The organism is Actinoplanes sp. OR16 (genome assembly GCF_004001265.1).
Lineage (GTDB): Bacteria > Actinomycetota > Actinomycetes > Mycobacteriales > Micromonosporaceae > Actinoplanes.
Genome location: NZ_AP019371.1, coordinates 7,982,623 through 7,999,209, shown reverse-complemented (window position 1 = coordinate 7,999,209; position 16,587 = coordinate 7,982,623). Strand labels below are relative to the sequence as shown.

Below are 16,587 nucleotides of genomic sequence, written 5' to 3'. Positions count from 1 at the left end.
CTGGCCGGTGCTCATGATCTGGCCGGCCGCCCTGGTCCGTGACCCGTCCACCGGGCTGAACCTGGTCTTCGCCGCGGGCGCGCTGCTGCTCGCCCTGGTCACCTACCACCTGGTGGAGAACCCGCTGCGCGCCCAGCCGGGACTGCGTGCCCGCGCCTACCGCGGTCTGCTGGCCGGTCTCGCGTTCTCGCTGCTGACCGTCGCGGTCACGGTCGTCGGTGGCCGGTTCACGCCGCCGTTGCCGACCGGCCCGGCCGTCGCCGACACCGCCGCCGAGCTGTCCGCCGCCGCCGATCCGCAGGCCCGCCTCACCGAGCTGATCACGGCGTCGTCGGGCGCCTTCCGGATGCCGTCCAACCTGACACCCGCCCTGCTCGAAGCCGGGTCCGAAGCGCCCGGCCACTACGCCGGCGAATGCCACCAGACCTACCAGGGCATCGTTCTGCATCCGTGCGTCTACGGCGATCCGGCCGGCGGGCGCACGGTGTTCCTGATCGGCGACTCGCACGCCGCGCACTGGTTCCCGGCCGTGGACACGGCCGCCCGCACCGAGGGATGGCGGCTGGTCGCGCTGACCAAGGCCGCCTGCCAGATGCCGTCGATCCGCAACTTCAGCGGCGCGCTCAAGCGGCCCTACGACGAGTGCGTGCAGTGGCGCGAGGCGGTGCTGAAGCGGGTCCTGACCGAGAAGCCGGACCTGGTGGTGATCTCCTCCAGCGACAACGACAACGGCGGTCTCGTCGACGACGCCGGCAAGGTCCTGCCGCACGCCGGGACGCGGTATCCAGGTCGTCGACCCCGCTCGGTGGCTCTGCGCCGGCGGCATCTGCCCGCCCGTCATCGGCAACGCGCTCGTCTACCGGGACACCAGCCACATGTCGGTGGGCTATTCGCGGGCTCTGGCGCCCCTCGTACAGAAGACGGTCTTCAGCTCCCGAGGTGTTCGTGCAGGAAGGTGACGGCTCGCGACCAGGCCAGTTTCGCGGCCTCCGGGTCGTAGGTGCCGATCAGGTTCTCGTCGTTGAGGAAGGCGTGCCCCGCCTCGTAGACGTGCAGCTCAGCGTTCTCTAGCCGGCCGAAGAGGTCGCGGACGGCGTCCAGCGGGATCCGGTCCTTCGTCGCGTAATGACCCTGCACCGCGCCTCGGATGCGGGGCGCGATGGCGGCCGGGTCCTGCGGGAAGCCGTAGAACGGGACGGCGGCGGAGACCTGCTCGGGGCGGTCGGCGGCGAGCTGGAGGACGAAGCCGCCGCCCATGCAGAAACCGATGACGCCGGCTGTCGTGCTGGTGACCGCCTCGTGGGCGAGCAGGTAGTCGACGGCGCCGGAGAGGTCCTTGGCGGCGCGGTCGGCGGGCAGGTCGGTCATGAGCTGCTGGGCTTCGGCGGCGTCGTGGGTGGTGGGGCCGCCGTACAGGTCGGGGGCGAGCGCGACGAAACCTTCGGCGGCGAGGCGGCGGGTGATGTCGGCGATGTGGTCGGTGAGCCCCCACCACTCCTGGATGACGATCACGCCGGGGCCGGTGCCCGTCGTCCCCGGAAGTTGAAGGTAGCCGTGCGCCTGCCCGCCGTTGCTGGGGAAGGTGACGTTCTGGATCGACATGGGCGCAATCCTTACAGGCCGGCGACGCCCGCGCCGACTTGGCGCAGGCACTCACGCAAACGACGGAGATAATCCTCGAACGGCTCGTCCGGTCCCCAGGTCTGATAGGCGGTGGCCGCCGCCGCGGACGCCAGGTTGAGCTGGAGAGTCGTCGTCACGCTGTCGCCGGCGCGCCTGCGGGCCCACTCGTGCAGGTCGGCCCGGAACTGCTCACCGAAGTCCTGGGTGGACTGGGCCAGTGCGGGGGACTGTGCTTTGAGCCGGCGTTGCAGAGGCATGCGGTCGGCGAGGCGCTCGTTCAAGCCGATCATGATCGCGGTCAGCGAGTCCCACAGCGGCTCGCCGGCCGGCCGCGCGTCCATCATCGCCCGCAGGTTGTCGCGTTCCTGCGGGTCCTGGTCGAAGACGACGGCTTCCTTGCCGGCGAAGTAGTTGAAGTACGTCGCCCGGGAGACGTTGGCGGCGGCGGCGATCTGCTCGACGCTGACGGCGTCGTAGCCGCGCTCGGCGAACAGCTTCAGTGCGGCTGCCCGGATGGCCCGCCAGGCCTCGAGTTTCTTGCGCTCCCGCAGATTCATGTGACCGCCTCCACCACGATCATACCTTGTGTTGGACTGGGTATATATTTAGACTCAGTCTAGAAATCGCACAGAAGAGGGAATGCCATGAGCAAGGTCTGGTTCATCACGGGAACGTCCCGCGGCTTCGGCCGCCACTTCGCCGAGGCCGCCCTCGGGCGCGGCGACCGGGTCGCCGCCACCGCGCGGGACACCGGGTCGCTGGACGACCTGGTCGCCGAGTACGGCGACGCGGTCCTGCCGCTGGCGCTCGACGTCACCTCCCGCGAGGCCGTCGAGGCCGCGGTCGCTGCCGCGCACGAGAAGTTCGGCCGGCTCGACGTGGTGGTCAACAACGCCGGGTACGGCTTGTTCGGCATGGTCGAGGAGATCACCGAGGAGCAGTTGCGCGACCAGCTGGAGACGAACCTGTTCGGCGCGTTCTTCGTGACCCGGGCGGTGCTGCCGATCCTGCGTGAGCAGAAGAGCGGCCACATCATCCAGATCTCCACCATCGGCGGCGTCGGCGCGTTCCCGTCGCTCGGCGGCTACCACGCCTCCAAGTGGGCCCTGGAAGGACTCACCGAGTCCCTCGCCCAGGAGGTCGCCGGACTGGGCATCGCCGTCACCCTGGTGGAGCCGGGCGGCTTCGCCACCGACTGGGCTGGATCGTCCGCTGTGCACGCCGTGCCGAACCCGGCCTACCAGCCGATCCGCGACGCCATGGCCGCCCGCAGCGCCGACGCCCAGTACGGCGACCCGGCCGCTGCCGGTCCCGCTCTGCTGCAGATCGTCGACGCCGAGCAGCCGCCGCTACGCGTGCTCTTCGGCTCTCAGCCGACCCAGATCGTCAAGCACCTCTACGCCCAGCGTCTGCAGACCTGGGCCGATTGGGAGCACGTCTCTCACGCTGCTCAGGGCTGAGCCAGCCAGGTCGACATGATCGACACTGAGGCGGAGATCAGCAGCTCGCGGTCACGGGGCGCCGGCTCGCTCAGCCAGGCCTGAACCACGCCGGCCTCCCCGTTGGCGATGAAGCTGCTGAAGGCCTTCGCGCGCCACTCCGGGGTCCCCGCCCCTCCGGGAAGCAGGTGCGGATCGCGTTCGAAGAGCGCGCGGGCGGACGCGGCGAAGTGGTCGACGAGCAGGCGGTGCAGGACGGCGCTGCGCTGGTCGGCCAGGCCGGTCACGTAGAGGCGCTCGTAGCGCGACAGGTGATCGGCCAGTTCGCCGGCGGAGCGTTTCCAGATCTCGTCGACCGGGCGGTCCCGGCGGAGGGCGTCGTCGATCCAGCCGGAACGGATCCGGTCCAGATCCGCGTAGAGCACCTCGGCCAGCACGTCCGCGGGCGAGGCCGCGTGCTTGTAGAACGTCGTGCGGTTGATCCGGGCGACGCGCACCACGTCGGCCACGGCGAGGCTCTCGACCGGCTGTCCGGAGGCCAGCTCCAGCACGGCGCCGCGGAGCCGGTCGCGCGTCCGCCGGACCCGCACGTCGAGATCAGCATCACCGTCGATCGACACCGGTGAAGGCTATCACCAGGGATAAGCGACACGTGTTGCTTTTCTCGGAGGGTCGGCGCACACTCGGATCGAGAGGCGACGGCAGCGCGATGAGCCCACCGCCCGCGCCGTCGCCATTGTCCAGGGAGAAGCGCACCATGAAGGCATCGGTCACCAGAGGTCTCGGTCAGGGTTTCGTGGTCGAGGAGGTCGAGCTCGCCGCCCCGATCGGGCATGAGGTGCGCATCGAGGTGAAGGCCTCAGGCCTCTGCCACTCCGACCTGAGCGTCGCCACCTTCATCGGCGGTGACTTCCCGGTCGTGCTCGGCCATGAGGTCGCCGGGGTGGTGACCGCCGTCGGCTCGCAGGTCACCCAGGTCGCCATCGGTGATCACGTCGTCGGCAGCCTGATCCAGTACTGCGGCGCCTGCGTCAACTGTCTCGGCGGCCGGTCCTACATCTGCCTGCACCCGGAGGCCACCGAGCGTGCCGCCGGGCAGCCGTCGCGGCTGTCCTCCGGCGGTGCCCCGGTGGCGCAGGGCATGGGACTGGCCGGCTTCGCCCAGGAGGCGCTGATCCACGAGAACCAGCTCGCCGTCGTCCCCGACGAGATGCCGTGGGCGCCCGCCGCGCTCATCGGCTGTGGTGTGCTCACCGGCGCCGGCGCCGTCCTCAACACGGCGGGCGTCCGCCACGGTGACACCGTCGTGGTGATCGGCGCCGGCGGCGTCGGCCTGAACGCGATCAGCGGAGCCCGGCTGGCCGGCGCCGGCACGATCATCGTGACCGACATCGAGGACGCCAAGCTCGACCGCGCCACCGCGTTCGGCGCCACCCACGTCGTGAACAGCCGCACCACCGACCCGGTCGAGGCCGTCCGCGACATCACCGGCGCCGGGGCCGACCACGTCTTCGACTTCGTCGGCGCCCGCCCGGTCACCGCACAGGGCATGCAGATGCTGGGCAAGGGCGGCGGCCTCTACCTGGTCGGCGTCGGCGCGATGGACGCCGGCGTCGAGGTCAGCACCCTGGTCGCGCTCAGCGCCTCGCAGAAGGTGCAGGGTGTCTACATGGGCTCGTCGGAGCTCAAGCGGGACATCCCGTTCTACGCCTCGGCGTACCTTCAAGGCCGGATGAACCTCGACGACCTGATCACCAAGCGGATCGGGCTGGCCGACATCGAGGCCGGCTACGAGTCGCTGAAGGAACCGGGCACCGCCCGCGTCGTCATCACCGACTTCAACTGAGGTTGCGCACCGGGCTTATGCTCGGCAGCGTGGCCGACTTCGATGGCTTCGAGCACACCCGGGACCGTGTTCCGGGTGACATCGGCTACGAGAACGCCACCGCCTCCGATCTCGCCGGCCGGCCGCCGCCCTACACGCCCCCGGCTTACGCGCCCCCGGCCGTCCCGGCGAGGCGGTCGCCGGCCGTGGCCGTCGCCGTGATCCTGCTGGCTGTTCTCGTCGCGGTCGTCCTGCTCGCCGGACTGCTGGTCGTCAGCCGGAGCGCGGCGCCCGACCCCGCGGTGCCGCCGCAGGTCGGCGCGCCGCCCGCTGCGGTCGAGCCGGACGCCCGGATCCAGGTGGTCTACGAGATCACGGCGAGCGGGCCGGGCAGCGTCGGCGAGGTGAGCTACACCGATCAGGACGGCGACATCATCCGCCGCAGCGGGATCTCCCTGCCGTGGCGGACCACCTTCACCACCGGCCGGCAGTCACCGCTGGTGCTGCACGCTCAGCGCAAGAGCGGCGGCGATGCGAAGTGGGTGACCTGCTCGATCATCGTGGACGGCAAGGTGGTCGCCAGCGCGACCGAGCAGGGCCGGTACGCCGCACCGCAGTGCTGAGGCCGTCAGGTCAGCACGATCACCCGCTCGCCCAGCGTCACGCCGTCGGGATAGAGCTTGCCGAGCAGGGCCAGCACGACGCGATCGTCCAGTCCGGCACTGTTCACGACGCCCCGGCCCCGCACCAGACCCGGCGCCCGCAGCACCGACCAGGCGCCGACGTCCGCGTCGGCGAGTCCGGCCGCCGCGTCGCGGGAGGCGAACCGGTGACCGCGCAGCGCCTGTCCGAGATCGACGCGGGCTACCACGTCGCCGGTCGTGACCTCGACGGCCGCGGTGCGCACGCCATCGGAGACCGGCCCCGGCACGACGCGGGCGACCGGCGTACCCGTCACGGCGGCGGGAGAAGGTGGTGTGCGGTCTGCGGCGTAGTAATCCTGCAGCTCGTACCGGTAGGTCGCCGTGGTCCGCACGGCCGGGTCGGGACGCCAGGTCAGCAGATACCGCGGCGCGATCGCCGGCGGTTGATCCAGCACGGCGGGCAGAACCGTGCCGCCGGGCGCGTCGAAGCCGTACCCGGCCGGGCCGCCGGCGCCGGTCACGACGTGCTGGGCGAACGCGACGATGCTGGTGTGCCGGATCTGCCGGACCAGCAGTTCGGTGAGGAACGCGTCGCGGGCCGGCTCGAGGTGCCGCAGACCGGCTTCGCCGACGAACACCGGCACGTCCGCCCAGTCGGTGAACGGCAGCAGCGCGTCGCGGAGCAGCACCACCTGATGCAGCCACTCGTTGTAGAGCTGCATCGTCACCGGGCCGCCCCGCTCGCCGCGCAGCAGCAGATCGGCCGCGGGCGGGGTGAGCAGATGGCCGTAGCAGTGGCTGCGCACGACCAGCGGCCCGGCCGGCAGCTCGATGCGGTGGGTGAGCAGCCCGGCCAGCGCCTCGGTGGCGAGGCCGGCGAGCTGCTCGCCGATCACGGCGGCCTGTCCGGACAGCTCGCGAGCTGCCCGGGAGCTGTGCGGTCCGGCGTTCAGCGGCAGCGACGACTCCCTCGTGCCCAGCGCCAGCGTGGCGCGGATCTGTTCCTCCAGGACGGGACCGTCGGCGGCGGTCAGCCCGCAGTCGTCGATGACGCCCTGCAACAGTGGTTCGGCGGCGGCGAGGAACTCGCGCGCGGTCATCGTGGTGCCGCCGGCCGGGAAGGTGTGCCAGCGGCCTGCGCCGAGCACGGTGGTCTCCATGCGTGCCTCCGAAGTAGGGGGTTCAGTCGAGTGCGGTGAGCGCGACGTCGACGAGCGGTTCCAGCGCGTCAGCGTCGGGGGAGACCTTGGCCGCGACCAGCAGGCCGTTGAGGAAGGTGACGAGGAAGCCGGCGAGCGCGTCCGGGTCGTGCCGCTCCGCGATCTCGCCGCGTTGCCGGGCCGCGCGCAGCACGTCGGCGAGGGCTTCGCGGCTTGCTTCCTGCATCTCCCGGACGACCGTACGCGTGCCCGCGTCGTGCGGCAGCCGCTCACAGGCGGCATTGACGGCCAGGCAGCCCCGGCCGTCCGCGCTGGTCGCGATCCTGATCCGCCCGATCATCATCGATCGGATCGCGGAGCGGGCGTCGCCCTCCTGCCGCAGGTCGCGCAGGGCGTCGGCGGCGAGGGTCGCGCGATAGTGGTCGAGGGCGGCCCGGTAGAGGCCGTCCTTGTCGCCGAACGCGGCATACAGCGAGCCCTGGCCGATGCCGAGATGCCGCGTCAGGTCACGCATCGAGGTGGCCTCATAGCCCCGCGACCAGAACAGCGTCATGGCCCGGCCCAGCGCCGCCTCCGTGTCGAACTCCCGCGTCCTCCCCATGACCAGGACGCTAGCCTATCTGGATCGAGCGTTCAAGAATTCTTAGTGAGACATACTAAACCCATGGGATTTGTACGAGGAACGGTCGCGCCGGGTTTCGAGACCGTCCGCGAGGAGTTCGCAGCATTCCTGTCCGAGGAGCCGGCCGCGACCGGGTCGCAACTGGCGGCGTACCACCGGGGTGTGCAGGTCGTCGACCTCTGGGGCGACGACGTCGGCGGTGACACGCTGACCGGGGTGTTCTCGGTGTCGAAAGGCGCGGCGCACCTCGTCGTGGCGCTGCTGGTCCAGGACGGGGTGCTGGACCTCGACGCGCCGGCGCGGAGCCTGCCGTTCCCGCTGAGCGTGCGCGAGCTGCTCGGGCACCGGTCCGGGCTGATCGGCGTCGACGGCGGTTTCAGTGTCGAGGAGGCGGCCGACGATCGGCTGGTGGCGGAGCGGCTCGCCGGTCAGAAGCCGTACTGGGCGCCGGGCGACGGCTACGGCTATCACGCCCTGACCGTCGGGGCGCTGATCGACGCGGAGCTGCGGGCTGTCACCGGGCGATCGGTGCAGCAGTGGTACGCGTCGCTGCTCCGGGACCGGTTCGGCCTGGAGCTGTGGCTGGGGCTGCCGGAGGAGCTGGAACCACGGTTCCGTCCCCTGCTGCCGGCAGCCGGCCCGGCCTTCGTGCCCGACCCGGCGTCGCTGATGGCCGTCGCGTTCAACACCGCCCGCTTCGACCTGCTCGACTACGGCAACACCCGCGAGGTGCGTGCGCTCGGTGCCTCCTCGGGCGGCGGCGTCGGCAACGCGCGCGGCGTGGCCGGCCTGTACGCGGCGGCGCTGCGCCTGCTCGGCGGGGACACGATCACCACGTTCTCCCGGCCGTACGCCGAAGGCTCTGATCTCGTCACCGGCGAGATCGACCATTTCCGTCTCGGCTTCGAGAACCTGCCGCTGACGTATCCGTTCCTGGGCCGCCGCACGATCGGCCACGGCGGCGCGGCGGGCTCCCTCGGATGGGCGGATCCCGATGCGGAGGTGGCGTACGGCTACGTGCGGCGCCGGTTCGGCTATCCGGGCACGGAGAACGCGCGCCTGGGCGAGGCCGTCATCACCGCGGCCCTGGGCCGATAACCGCAGCCACGGGAGATGAGGCGCTCGTCGGCGTACCGTGAGATGCAGCGGCCAGCCCACGCCCCGGGGTGGCGACCGCGGAATCGAGGGGCGGACATGGGCGCTTTCGACCATCGGGTCGGTTGCTTCGCGCAGATGCTGGGCGATCCGCAGCGGGTCCTGGCGGTCGCGTTGCAGGCGTACGTGGCGATGAACACCGCCGGGCAGGTGGTGGCGTGGAATCCGGCCGCGCAGGCCACCTTCGGGCATACCTGGGAACAGGCCTGCGGGCGGGATCTCGCCGAGCTGATCATCCCGGTTCGGTACCGCGAGCAGCATCGGGCCGGTCTGGCCCGGGTCGCCGCCGGTGCGGCGGGCCGGGTCCTGGGCCGGCGGCTCCAGCTGGCGGCGATGCACCGCGACGGTCACGAATTCCCGATCGAGCTCATGCTCACCGCCACCGACGAGCCGGCCGGGACGTTGTTCCACGCGTTCGCGCAGGACATGACGACGGCGCAGCGGGTCAGCCGGTTCACCGCTGTCGAAGCCGCCGTCTCCCGCGGCCTGGCCGAGGCGTCCTGCAGCACCGAAGCGGCGACCAGGGTCGTTGACGCCCTCGGTATCAGGATGGGCTGGCCGGTCGCCGAGCTGTGGCTGGCCGACGACAGCCGCCGCACCATCCGCTGCGCCGCCCGGTACTCCACGAAAGGCCTGCGCCTGGGCACCTTCGCGCTCAGTGAGCTCGAACCGGGCATGAGCCTGCCCGGCCGGGTCTACCAGCAGGGCACGCCGGACTGGATCCCGGACCTGGCATCCGACACCGCCTCGCTACGCAGCCGCGCCGCCGCCCGGGCCGGTCTGCACGTCGCCGTCGGCGTGCCGGTCTCGGCGACCGGGCACACCCTGGGCGCCCTCTGCGTCTACGGCGACCGCATCGAGGATCCCGAGGACACCCTGGCCGCGCTGCTGATGGGCATCGCCGCGCAGATCGGGCAGTACCTGGAGCGGCGCCGCGCCGAAGAGCTCACCGTCGAACTCGCCCGGACCAAGGACGAGTTCCTGGCCCTGGTCACTCACGAGATCCGCAACCCGCTGGCGGTGATCGTGGCGGCCGGCGCCATGCTCGAGGAGGACCTCGCGGACGGCCCCGTCGAGCACCGCGAGCACGTACGGGCGATCGCCGCCAGCGCCGGCCGGCTCACCCTGATCGCCGACGACCTGCTGGATCTGGCCCGGCTGGAGTCGGGGAACCTGGCCATCAGCACCGCCGACCTCGACCTGCGGGCGATCATCGACGATGCCGTCCAGGCCATCGGCATCACCGCTCAGCACAAGAACCTGACGATCACGGTGGACTCTCCGGCATCCGTCGAGATGCACGCCGACCCGCACCGGCTGCGGCAGGTCGCCGACAACCTGATCTCCAACGCCGTCAAGTACACCCCGGCGCGAGGCCGGGTCACGATCACCGTCACGGCCGGCGACGAGCAGATCCTGTGGCAGGTGGCGGACACCGGGATCGGTATCCCGGCCGCCGACCGGCCACACCTGTTCCGCCGCTTCTACCGCGCCTCGACCGCCATCGACCAGCGCATACCCGGAACCGGCCTGGGCCTGGTGATCACTCGCACCATCGTCGAACGCCACCACGGCACGATCACCGTGGCCGACACCGACGGCGCGGGCACCACCTTCGAGGTCCGGCTACCGGTCAAACCGCCGTCGCCGTGACGGTTGTCGTTAATCGGGGGCAATGGCGGAGATCGATATGGACAAGGTCGCCCCGAGTGGCTTCCTCGGCTGTCAGCGGGCCGGTGTCCGAGCGAGGAAAGTGTTATGAGCCGCGCTTTCCACTGGTCACGGCTCTCCATTCTTGAATTGCATGGGAGCGCTCCCGTACCGTTCGGGAATCAGCTGAGAAATGATCGACCCCCGCGATCAGGAGCCTGTTCGCCTCTGCGCCGGTAAGACCTCTCATCCCCCTCCGAAAGGCCAGCGCACCATGACCATCCCCCGGAAGGGCCGCTTCGCCATGCTCTCGGCAGCCGTCGCCGGCGTCGTCGTCGCGGCGAGTGTCGCCGTGACCGGCTCCGCCGAGGCGGCCACCACGCTCGGCGCCTCGGCCGCGCAGACCGGCCGCTACTTCGGCGCCGCCACCTCGGCCTTCAAGTTGTCCGACACCCCGTACATGACGATCCTCAACCGCGAGTTCACCTCGCTCGTCCCCGAGAACGACATGAAGTGGGACGCCACCGAACCCCAGCAGGGACGATTCACCTACACCAACGGCGACCGGCTGGTCAGCCACGCGCAGAGCAGGGGCATGACGGTACGCGGGCACGCCCTGCTCTGGCACGCTCAACAGCCCGCCTGGGCGCAGAGCCTGTCCGGCGCCGCCCTGCGCAGCGCCGCGATCAACCACGTCACCCAGGTCGCCACCCACTTCCGCGGGAAGATCCACTCCTGGGACGTGGTGAACGAGGCGTTCGCCGACGGCGGCAGCGGTGGCCGCCGCGACTCCAACCTGCAGCGCACCGGCAACGACTGGATCGAGGCGGCATTCCGTGCTGCTCGCGCCGCCGATCCGGGCGCCAGGCTCTGCTACAACGACTACAACACCGACGGCATCAACGCGAAGTCGACGGGCATCTACAACATGGTCCGCGACTTCAAGGCCCGCGGCGTCCCGATCGACTGCGTCGGCCTGCAGTCGCACCTCGGCACCACGCTGGACTCCACCTATCAGCAGAACATCCAGCGGTTCGCCGACCTCGGCGTCGACGTGCAGATCACCGAGCTCGACGTGCAGCAGGGCGGGAACCAGGCCGGCATCTTCGCGGCCGTGACCCGGGCCTGTCTCGCCGTCGCCCGGTGCACCGGCATCACCGTCTGGGGCGTGCGGGACTCCGACTCGTGGCGTACCGGGCAGAACCCGCTGCTGTTCGACGCGAACGGCAACAAGAAGGCCGCGTACACCGCCGTGCTCGACGCGTTGAACGCGGGCGGCCCGACGACGCCGAGTTCGCCGCCGCCGAGCTCGCCGCCGCCGTCGCCGGCGCCCGGCGGATGCACCGCGGCGCTGACGCTGAACTCGTGGAACGGCGGCTACACCGCCACCGTCCGGGTCACCGCCGGAACCAGCGCGGTCAGCGGCTGGTCGGTCGGCGTGGCGGTGCCCGCCGGCGGCGCGGTGACGAACACCTGGAACGCCACCAACACCGGGGCCAGCGGCCAGGTGACCTTCCGCAACGTCGGTTACAACGGCCAGATCGCCGCCGGCGGATCCACCGAGTTCGGCTTCCAGGGCACCGGAACCGGACCTGCCGCCACCCCGGCCTGCACGGCAGCCTGACGCCGGCGCACCGTCATCCGAGAACCGATCACGGTCGGCGCCGTGCCGGCAGTCTCCGCGGCGGTCGCCGTGGCCCTGCCGGCCGGGGCCGCGGCCACGGCTCGTTCGTCGTCGCCGGCCTGAGGTGACTCGCGTCGTCAGAGCCCGGCGGCGGCGCCACACCGCCGGGCCAGCCGCGCGAAAGCCCGAGTCAGCTCATCCGGCCCGACGACCGTGATACCGGCGTCGAATCGGGCGAAGGCCGCGGCCAGACTCACCCACGACCAGGAACCGAGCGTCAGCCGGCACCGCCCCGGCCCGGCCTCTTCGAGGACGCCGTCACCGACATAGGGAGCAACGGTGGCGGCGTCCACGTCGAGCACGACGGTGCCCACGCAGACGGCGCCACGGAACCGCCCGGCCACGAACGCTCCCACATCACCGCCGGGAATCGCCCTGGGCACGAACCGCGGGCCGTTCGGCGTACGCAGAAAGATCCGATCGACACGATACGTGCGCCATTCCTGATGATCGAGGTCGAACGCCACGAGATACCAGCGCCGCTTCCACGTGACGACATGGTGCGGCTCCACGCGACGCGGCGGCCGGTCGAGGGCGCCGGTCCCATAGTCGAAGGACAAGATCTCCCTTCTCTGTACGGCGGAACCGAGCGCGATCAGCACGTCCCCGCCGGCCCGCGCCTCCACCCGATCGGCGGCGACGACCCGCACGGCGTCGACGCGATGACGAAGGCGCGCGGGCATGACCTGCCGGATCGTGGTCAGGGCCTGAGCCGCCGCGTCATCACCGGCGGCGGCCACCTGCAGGGCGACCGTGAGAGCGACGGCCTGCTCGTCGTCGAACAGCAGCGGCGGCAGATCAGTGCCGGCGCCGAGCCGGTAACCCCCGTCCGGCCCCTTCACCGCCGCGATCGGATAGCCGAGCTCCCGGAGCCGGTCGACGTCGCGGCGCACGGTCCGCAGGCTGACGTCGAGCCGCCCGGCGAGATCGCCGCCGGACCAGTCGCGCCGGCTCTGCAGCAGCGACAGCAGGGCCAGCAGGCGAGCGGAGGTCTTCGGCATGAATCCGAGTCTGCCGGAAGTAGGTGCCACATCCTGTCACCTACTGCTGCGAAGGTTCTCCTCGCCGACCAGTAGGGAGAAACACCATGGGCATCCAGACCACCGTCCACCTGAACTTCCGCGACCAGGCCCGGGAGGCGCTGCACTTCTACCGGTCCGTCTTCGGCGGCGACGTCGTCGCGTTCACCCACGGCCAGGCCCAGAACGTCCAGCACCCGTCCGACAGCGACCGGATCGCGTGGGGCGAGGTCCGCACCGAGGCCGGCTTCCACGTGATGGCCTACGACGTGCGGGAGAACGAGTCGTACGCCCCGGGCGACCGTCCCTTCTTCGTCTCCGTCCGCGGCGACGACACCGAGGAGCTGACCCGCTACTGGAAGGGCCTGTCGGAGGGCGCCACGGTCGTGGCGGACCTCGGCCCGTCCGGCTGGTCTCCGCTCTACGGCATGATCCGGGACCGCTTCGGCGTCACCTGGGTCCTCGACATCGCCGCCTGACGCCGGCGAGGAACAGGGCGACCTGGCGGTCGTGCTGGTCACCGGCCTGGTCAGGTCAGCCGCTGGGTCAGGTTGAGCATGTTCCCGTCCGGGTCGAGGACGTGCGCGACCCGCTGCCCCCACGGCATGTCGTTGGCCGGCCCCTGCACGGTGCCGCCCGCCGATGCGACGGTGGGGAGCAGTGCGTCGACGTCAGTGACGTCGGCGCTGAGGATGATCCGTACCGGGGAACCGATCGTTGTCTTGTCCTCCTGGACGAGCCCGAGGGTGCTCGTGCCGATCCGCAGTTCGACGTAGAACTCGGGACCTTCGTCGGGCACCCGCATGGCCTGCGTGGCGCCGAGCACCGTCTCGTAGAAGTGACGCAGCCGGGGCAGGTCGGGCGTGCCGGCGATGGGCTGGATCGAGGTCATGGGCTCTCCTAGGTAGTGGGTCTCCTCTCCGGTAGACCGACGGAGAGGCCCGGACTCATCGGTTCAGAGCAGACGGTGATGGCCTCGCGGTCGGGAGGGTCCTCGGTGTTCACGCTGCAGATGTGCCAGCGGGAGTCGGCGCCGCGGGTCAGCGTGAGACTGAATTCGGTCGGCGGCAGGGCGGCGAGCTCGGAGCGCTGCCGTGTGTTCGCGGTCTGCCGGCGGTCGTAGACGGGTCCGATGCCGCGGGTGGCCTCGATGTCGATGACGACCTGGGCGCCGACGCTGCCGGTCGGGCAGACGATGCTGGTCAGCGTGGGTGCGTCGGGCAGCACGTAGCTGCTCTCGTCCACGTAGGTCTGCAGTGAGGCGGCGAGCGCGTCGTCGGCGGAGCAGCCGGGTTCGGTGACTGGGCCGGTCAGCGTGGGGTTCGGGTTGGCGAGCAGCCACCGGCCGTAGGTGGTCAGCGATCCGACGACGGTGGGCCAGTTGGTGCCGCTGGTGGTCAGCGCGGGCGCCTTGCTGGTGGGCGCGGCCGGGGGCGGGATGCTGGTGGCCGCAGGCACGGCGTTGGCGGTGGCGGCGGGCGCGGCGGCAGCGGTGGTCGCCGCCATGCCCCTGGACGGTCGCCGGCGGCACGGCGAGCCGGAGTCCGAGGTCTTCGCCGTCCTGGTCACGGCCGGCGCCGCTCCCACACCCCGGGAGGTCCTGGAGCGGCTCAGGACCGTCCGCGCTCTCCTACGTCACCGTCGTCACCACGCTGACCCGGATGTGCGACAAGGACCGGATCGCCCGGGAACGCGACGGGCATGCCTACCGCTACGGGTTGCGGCCCGACGGCGCCTTGGTGCCCCAGCGTCTCCCGGTGGCGCAGGTGCGACTGCTGAGCGCTGATCGTCCCGGCGGGCATCAGAGCCAGCAGCACATCGCGGAGCCTCGTCGTCATGACCTCCGCTTTCTACAAATTGTAGAAGCTGACACGAGAGGCCCCGACCGCGTCGATGCTTCGTCCACCGTGGCCCCAGGCACGTCACGCTCGATGTTCAGGAATTTCCTCGAGTATCTCGGGGCTCACGATCAAAGCCCCATCAGACTCCGAGCTGGTTCGTAACAAGTCCAATCCGCTGACGACGATCAGCGACAAGTCGACGGGTCTGCCTAGGGCCTCCTCCAGCCAAGCCTTCTTCTTTCTGGCTTTGAGATGCCACTTCTTCGCGTCGCCGGTGATCGACCTCCGTGACATGCTGTAAACGCTTCCGGTTCCGGCCATGGTCTTGCACTCGATGAGGAATATCCCATCAGTGCGCACGGCCAGGACGTCGATCTGACCGACCTGTTGCGCCTTCGCCGCCGCTCTCAGCGCTTTCGATATCTGCGAGATGGATTCAGAGGGATGATCACATCCATGTTCCCAGACGCCTCCATCCGTTACCTCGCCAGCTATGAACCCTTTTCGCCTCATGGTGGCGATTACCTGATCCTCGAAGGGTTTGCTGATCATTTTCTCGCCGAGCTGGTGATTTTCGATCTGAATCTGAAGCCATGGGGCGATCGAATCCAGGATCAAGGCAATGCTGGTTACGAACCTCTCCTGGATTCGATGAATCGGGTAGGCGGTCAAATGGGAGTCAGCGACATTGTCAGGCGGGGGTGAGTCGAGCGAAAGGCTCCTCTGAATGTCATCGTTGTTGATGACCGCAGGTGTCATCTGCCCGGTCGCCTGTATTATCGATGCCCAATTAAATGGATATCTGGAGATCTTCAGGTTCGATGCCGAGTCGCTGTCGACGTCTTCCAGAAGAATCGGCAAGAGGAGGCGCAGGTAGATGCCATGCCAGATCTCACGGGTTGCCGGCGTCATGGGTAGCCGCGAAAGAAGGGGCAATTCATCCGCCAGATCCGGCGGGTGAATCCGTTCTGACAGAACTCCCGAAATTATTCCCAGTGCGCGACCGAGTCCTCCGGACAATAGTGTGTTCACGTCTGGAGATGTGTGTAGCTTTGCGCCGGTCACTCGCAGCATGGCGACCAGTTCGTCGGAGCCTTCGACCCCTGCCCGCCCTTCTAGCAGCGATGCTCGCTCTTCGATCTTCATCGCACAGGCAACTATCAGGTCGCTCACTTTTTGTTCGCTTCTTGAGCTGCCCGTTTCCATGGTCTTTTTCAGGGCATGTATGGCTTCCTTAATGGCAGGTCGAATCTGAGGGCCACCGTAGCCGGAGAGAGTCCCGTCCCATGCCAGAACCAGTAGGGGAATGGCCCACGCGGAGTCGAGTTCGGCGGCAATCGTGGATGCTGACTGATCGTTTCCGGAGGATCGTTGGAGTAGCGAATCAAGATGGGCAACGAAGGAGCCGGCCCACTGCTTTATCTGTTCCTCGCTATCCATGGCAGGTCCCTCGGTCGGCGGACACGCAGGAATCTATTATGAGCGTCTGGCGCCGAGGACGAACGTCCGGTGATGCATGTGACTCGCGTCGGCCACGATCGGGGTGGCGGTCCGGACGATCGGTATGAAGCGGGCCAGCACGATCGACCGCGCGCCATAGGTGGCGAAAAACCCCTGGGCGCGCACCAGGCTCTGCTGCCTGAAGAGCCGCGAGTCGGACCGGCGGAACAGCGTGGGACCGAACCGCCGCCCGAAGAGATAGCCGCAGTGGTCGCCGGCCACGGCCGCGATCGACACCAGCAGGCACATCAGCCATAGCGGTAGGTGCAGGGTAGGTGCCTGCGGCGATCAGCAGGCCCGCGGTGAACAGCAGCTAGCCGCCGTGCAGCAGGAAGCCGATTGGGCCGGCCACGCCTGATGATCGCCTCTGCCACGATCAGGTTGATGATCCAGCCGAGCGTCTGACCGACCGGGATCATCGCGGG

At 69.8% G+C, this 16,587-nt stretch carries 18 protein-coding genes and 2 pseudogenes; 9 read left to right on the top strand and 11 right to left on the bottom strand.

The genetic code is table 11. The annotated features are described in order from the left end of the window. Window positions 1–13: 13 nt before the first annotated feature. Together EP757_RS44920 and EP757_RS44300 are read left to right on the top strand one after the other, a co-directional pair. A pseudogene (locus tag EP757_RS44920) lies at window positions 14–658 on the top strand (SGNH hydrolase domain-containing protein); the annotation flags it as partial. Between the two features lie 124 nt (window positions 659–782). After that, window positions 783–959 (top strand): SGNH hydrolase domain-containing protein, encoded by a 177-nt coding sequence (locus tag EP757_RS44300; protein WP_370457879.1) that lies wholly within the window; start codon window positions 783–785, stop codon window positions 957–959. On the opposite strand, the gene EP757_RS36785 is transcribed toward EP757_RS44300, so the two are convergent. Together EP757_RS36785 and EP757_RS36780 are read right to left on the bottom strand one after the other, a co-directional pair. After that, entirely contained in the window at window positions 928–1,602 is a 675-nt protein-coding gene (locus EP757_RS36785) for a dienelactone hydrolase family protein (protein ID WP_127552968.1), read from the bottom strand. The genes EP757_RS44300 and EP757_RS36785 overlap by 32 nt on opposite strands. Window positions 1,603–1,613: 11 nt before the next feature. After that, window positions 1,614–2,180, bottom strand: a complete 567-nt coding sequence (locus EP757_RS36780) for a TetR/AcrR family transcriptional regulator (protein WP_127552967.1) — start codon at window positions 2,178–2,180, stop codon at window positions 1,614–1,616. A gap of 87 nt (window positions 2,181–2,267) precedes the next feature. On the opposite strand from EP757_RS36780, the gene EP757_RS36775 reads away from it, so the two are divergent. Then, window positions 2,268–3,083 (top strand): SDR family oxidoreductase, encoded by an 816-nt coding sequence (locus EP757_RS36775; protein WP_127552966.1) that lies wholly within the window; start codon window positions 2,268–2,270, stop codon window positions 3,081–3,083. Here the strand turns inward: EP757_RS36775 and EP757_RS36770 are convergent. After that, window positions 3,074–3,682: a TetR/AcrR family transcriptional regulator gene (locus tag EP757_RS36770; RefSeq protein ID WP_127552965.1), complete on the bottom strand. Its 609-nt coding sequence runs from the start codon at window positions 3,680–3,682 to the stop codon at window positions 3,074–3,076. The genes EP757_RS36775 and EP757_RS36770 overlap by 10 nt on opposite strands. A 137-nt stretch (window positions 3,683–3,819) precedes the next feature. Here EP757_RS36770 and EP757_RS36765 point away from each other — a divergent pair, with 137 nt between their 5' ends. Then, window positions 3,820–4,908, top strand: coding sequence for a zinc-binding dehydrogenase (locus EP757_RS36765; RefSeq protein WP_127552964.1), 1,089 nt, complete (start codon window positions 3,820–3,822; stop codon window positions 4,906–4,908). A 29-nt stretch (window positions 4,909–4,937) separates the two neighbouring features. Then, window positions 4,938–5,510, top strand: coding sequence for an MmpS family transport accessory protein (locus EP757_RS36760; RefSeq protein ID WP_160165995.1), 573 nt, complete (start codon window positions 4,938–4,940; stop codon window positions 5,508–5,510). Between the two features lie 5 nt (window positions 5,511–5,515). Here EP757_RS36760 and EP757_RS36755 read toward each other — a convergent pair whose 3' ends face one another. Both EP757_RS36755 and EP757_RS36750 read right to left on the bottom strand, forming a co-directional pair. After that, complete coding sequence (locus EP757_RS36755) at window positions 5,516–6,691, bottom strand: hypothetical protein (protein ID WP_197725462.1); 1,176 nt, start codon at window positions 6,689–6,691, stop codon at window positions 5,516–5,518. A gap of 22 nt (window positions 6,692–6,713) precedes the next feature. Next, entirely contained in the window at window positions 6,714–7,292 is a 579-nt protein-coding gene (locus EP757_RS36750) for a TetR/AcrR family transcriptional regulator (protein WP_127552962.1), read from the bottom strand. Between the two features lie 63 nt (window positions 7,293–7,355). Between EP757_RS36750 and EP757_RS36745 the strand changes: the two genes are divergently transcribed. The 3 genes from EP757_RS36745 to EP757_RS36735 all read left to right on the top strand — a co-directional run bounded on the left by EP757_RS36745 (window position 7,356) and on the right by EP757_RS36735 (window position 11,742). Further along, window positions 7,356–8,411 carry a serine hydrolase gene (locus EP757_RS36745; RefSeq protein ID WP_127552961.1) on the top strand — a complete coding sequence of 352 codons (1,056 nt, stop codon included), beginning with the start codon at window positions 7,356–7,358 and terminating at the stop codon, window positions 8,409–8,411. Window positions 8,412–8,507: 96 nt separating this feature from the next. Beyond that, on the top strand, window positions 8,508–10,121 hold the full coding sequence (locus EP757_RS36740; protein WP_160165994.1) for an ATP-binding protein: 1,614 nt from the start codon (window positions 8,508–8,510) through the stop codon (window positions 10,119–10,121). A gap of 271 nt (window positions 10,122–10,392) precedes the next feature. Next, window positions 10,393–11,742, top strand: a complete 1,350-nt coding sequence (locus EP757_RS36735; RefSeq protein WP_127552959.1) for an endo-1,4-beta-xylanase — start codon at window positions 10,393–10,395, stop codon at window positions 11,740–11,742. Between the two features lie 137 nt (window positions 11,743–11,879). On the opposite strand, the gene EP757_RS36730 is transcribed toward EP757_RS36735, so the two are convergent. Next, the gene (locus tag EP757_RS36730; protein ID WP_127552958.1) at window positions 11,880–12,803 is read right to left on the bottom strand and encodes a YafY family protein; all 924 of its coding nucleotides are present in this window, start codon (window positions 12,801–12,803) and stop codon (window positions 11,880–11,882) included. Between the two features lie 86 nt (window positions 12,804–12,889). Between EP757_RS36730 and EP757_RS36725 the strand changes: the two genes are divergently transcribed. Further along, the gene (locus tag EP757_RS36725) at window positions 12,890–13,300 is read left to right on the top strand and encodes a VOC family protein (protein WP_127552957.1); all 411 of its coding nucleotides are present in this window, start codon (window positions 12,890–12,892) and stop codon (window positions 13,298–13,300) included. A gap of 50 nt (window positions 13,301–13,350) precedes the next feature. Here EP757_RS36725 and EP757_RS36720 read toward each other — a convergent pair whose 3' ends face one another. The 5 genes and pseudogenes from EP757_RS36720 to EP757_RS36700 form a co-directional block, all read right to left on the bottom strand. After that, window positions 13,351–13,713: a VOC family protein gene (locus EP757_RS36720; RefSeq protein WP_127552956.1), complete on the bottom strand. Its 363-nt coding sequence runs from the start codon at window positions 13,711–13,713 to the stop codon at window positions 13,351–13,353. An 8-nt stretch (window positions 13,714–13,721) separates the two neighbouring features. Then, window positions 13,722–14,327, bottom strand: a complete 606-nt coding sequence (locus tag EP757_RS36715; RefSeq protein ID WP_127552955.1) for a hypothetical protein — start codon at window positions 14,325–14,327, stop codon at window positions 13,722–13,724. Between the two features lie 104 nt (window positions 14,328–14,431). Continuing rightward, complete coding sequence (locus EP757_RS36710) at window positions 14,432–14,659, bottom strand: hypothetical protein (RefSeq protein ID WP_127552954.1); 228 nt, start codon at window positions 14,657–14,659, stop codon at window positions 14,432–14,434. Window positions 14,660–14,743: 84 nt separating this feature from the next. Next, window positions 14,744–16,102 (bottom strand): nuclease-related domain-containing protein, encoded by a 1,359-nt coding sequence (locus EP757_RS36705; protein WP_127552953.1) that lies wholly within the window; start codon window positions 16,100–16,102, stop codon window positions 14,744–14,746. Between the two features lie 54 nt (window positions 16,103–16,156). After that, window positions 16,157–16,475, bottom strand: a pseudogene (locus tag EP757_RS36700) (DedA family protein); the annotation flags it as partial. Window positions 16,476–16,587: the final 112 nt, after the last annotated feature.

Bases quoted from the DNA above. Each gene is read 5' to 3' on its own strand.
- EP757_RS36735 (WP_127552959.1), top strand. From the start codon at position 10,393: ATGACCATCCCCCGGAAGGGCCGCTTCGCCATGCTCTCGGCAGCCGTC.
- EP757_RS36780 (WP_127552967.1), bottom strand. From the start codon at position 2,180: ATGAATCTGCGGGAGCGCAAGAAACTCGAGGCCTGGCGGGCCATCCGG.
- EP757_RS36775 (WP_127552966.1), top strand. From the start codon at position 2,268: ATGAGCAAGGTCTGGTTCATCACGGGAACGTCCCGCGGCTTCGGCCGC.
- EP757_RS36725 (WP_127552957.1), top strand. From the start codon at position 12,890: ATGGGCATCCAGACCACCGTCCACCTGAACTTCCGCGACCAGGCCCGG.
- EP757_RS36710 (WP_127552954.1), bottom strand. From the start codon at position 14,659: ATGACGACGAGGCTCCGCGATGTGCTGCTGGCTCTGATGCCCGCCGGG.
- EP757_RS36705 (WP_127552953.1), bottom strand. From the start codon at position 16,102: ATGGATAGCGAGGAACAGATAAAGCAGTGGGCCGGCTCCTTCGTTGCC.
- EP757_RS36745 (WP_127552961.1), top strand. From the start codon at position 7,356: ATGGGATTTGTACGAGGAACGGTCGCGCCGGGTTTCGAGACCGTCCGC.
- EP757_RS36740 (WP_160165994.1), top strand. From the start codon at position 8,508: ATGGGCGCTTTCGACCATCGGGTCGGTTGCTTCGCGCAGATGCTGGGC.
- EP757_RS36715 (WP_127552955.1), bottom strand. From the start codon at position 14,327: ATGGCGGCGACCACCGCTGCCGCCGCGCCCGCCGCCACCGCCAACGCC.
- EP757_RS36765 (WP_127552964.1), top strand. From the start codon at position 3,820: ATGAAGGCATCGGTCACCAGAGGTCTCGGTCAGGGTTTCGTGGTCGAG.
- EP757_RS36755 (WP_197725462.1), bottom strand. From the start codon at position 6,691: ATGGAGACCACCGTGCTCGGCGCAGGCCGCTGGCACACCTTCCCGGCC.
- EP757_RS36785 (WP_127552968.1), bottom strand. From the start codon at position 1,602: ATGTCGATCCAGAACGTCACCTTCCCCAGCAACGGCGGGCAGGCGCAC.
- EP757_RS36750 (WP_127552962.1), bottom strand. From the start codon at position 7,292: ATGGGGAGGACGCGGGAGTTCGACACGGAGGCGGCGCTGGGCCGGGCC.
- EP757_RS36720 (WP_127552956.1), bottom strand. From the start codon at position 13,713: ATGACCTCGATCCAGCCCATCGCCGGCACGCCCGACCTGCCCCGGCTG.
- EP757_RS36730 (WP_127552958.1), bottom strand. From the start codon at position 12,803: ATGCCGAAGACCTCCGCTCGCCTGCTGGCCCTGCTGTCGCTGCTGCAG.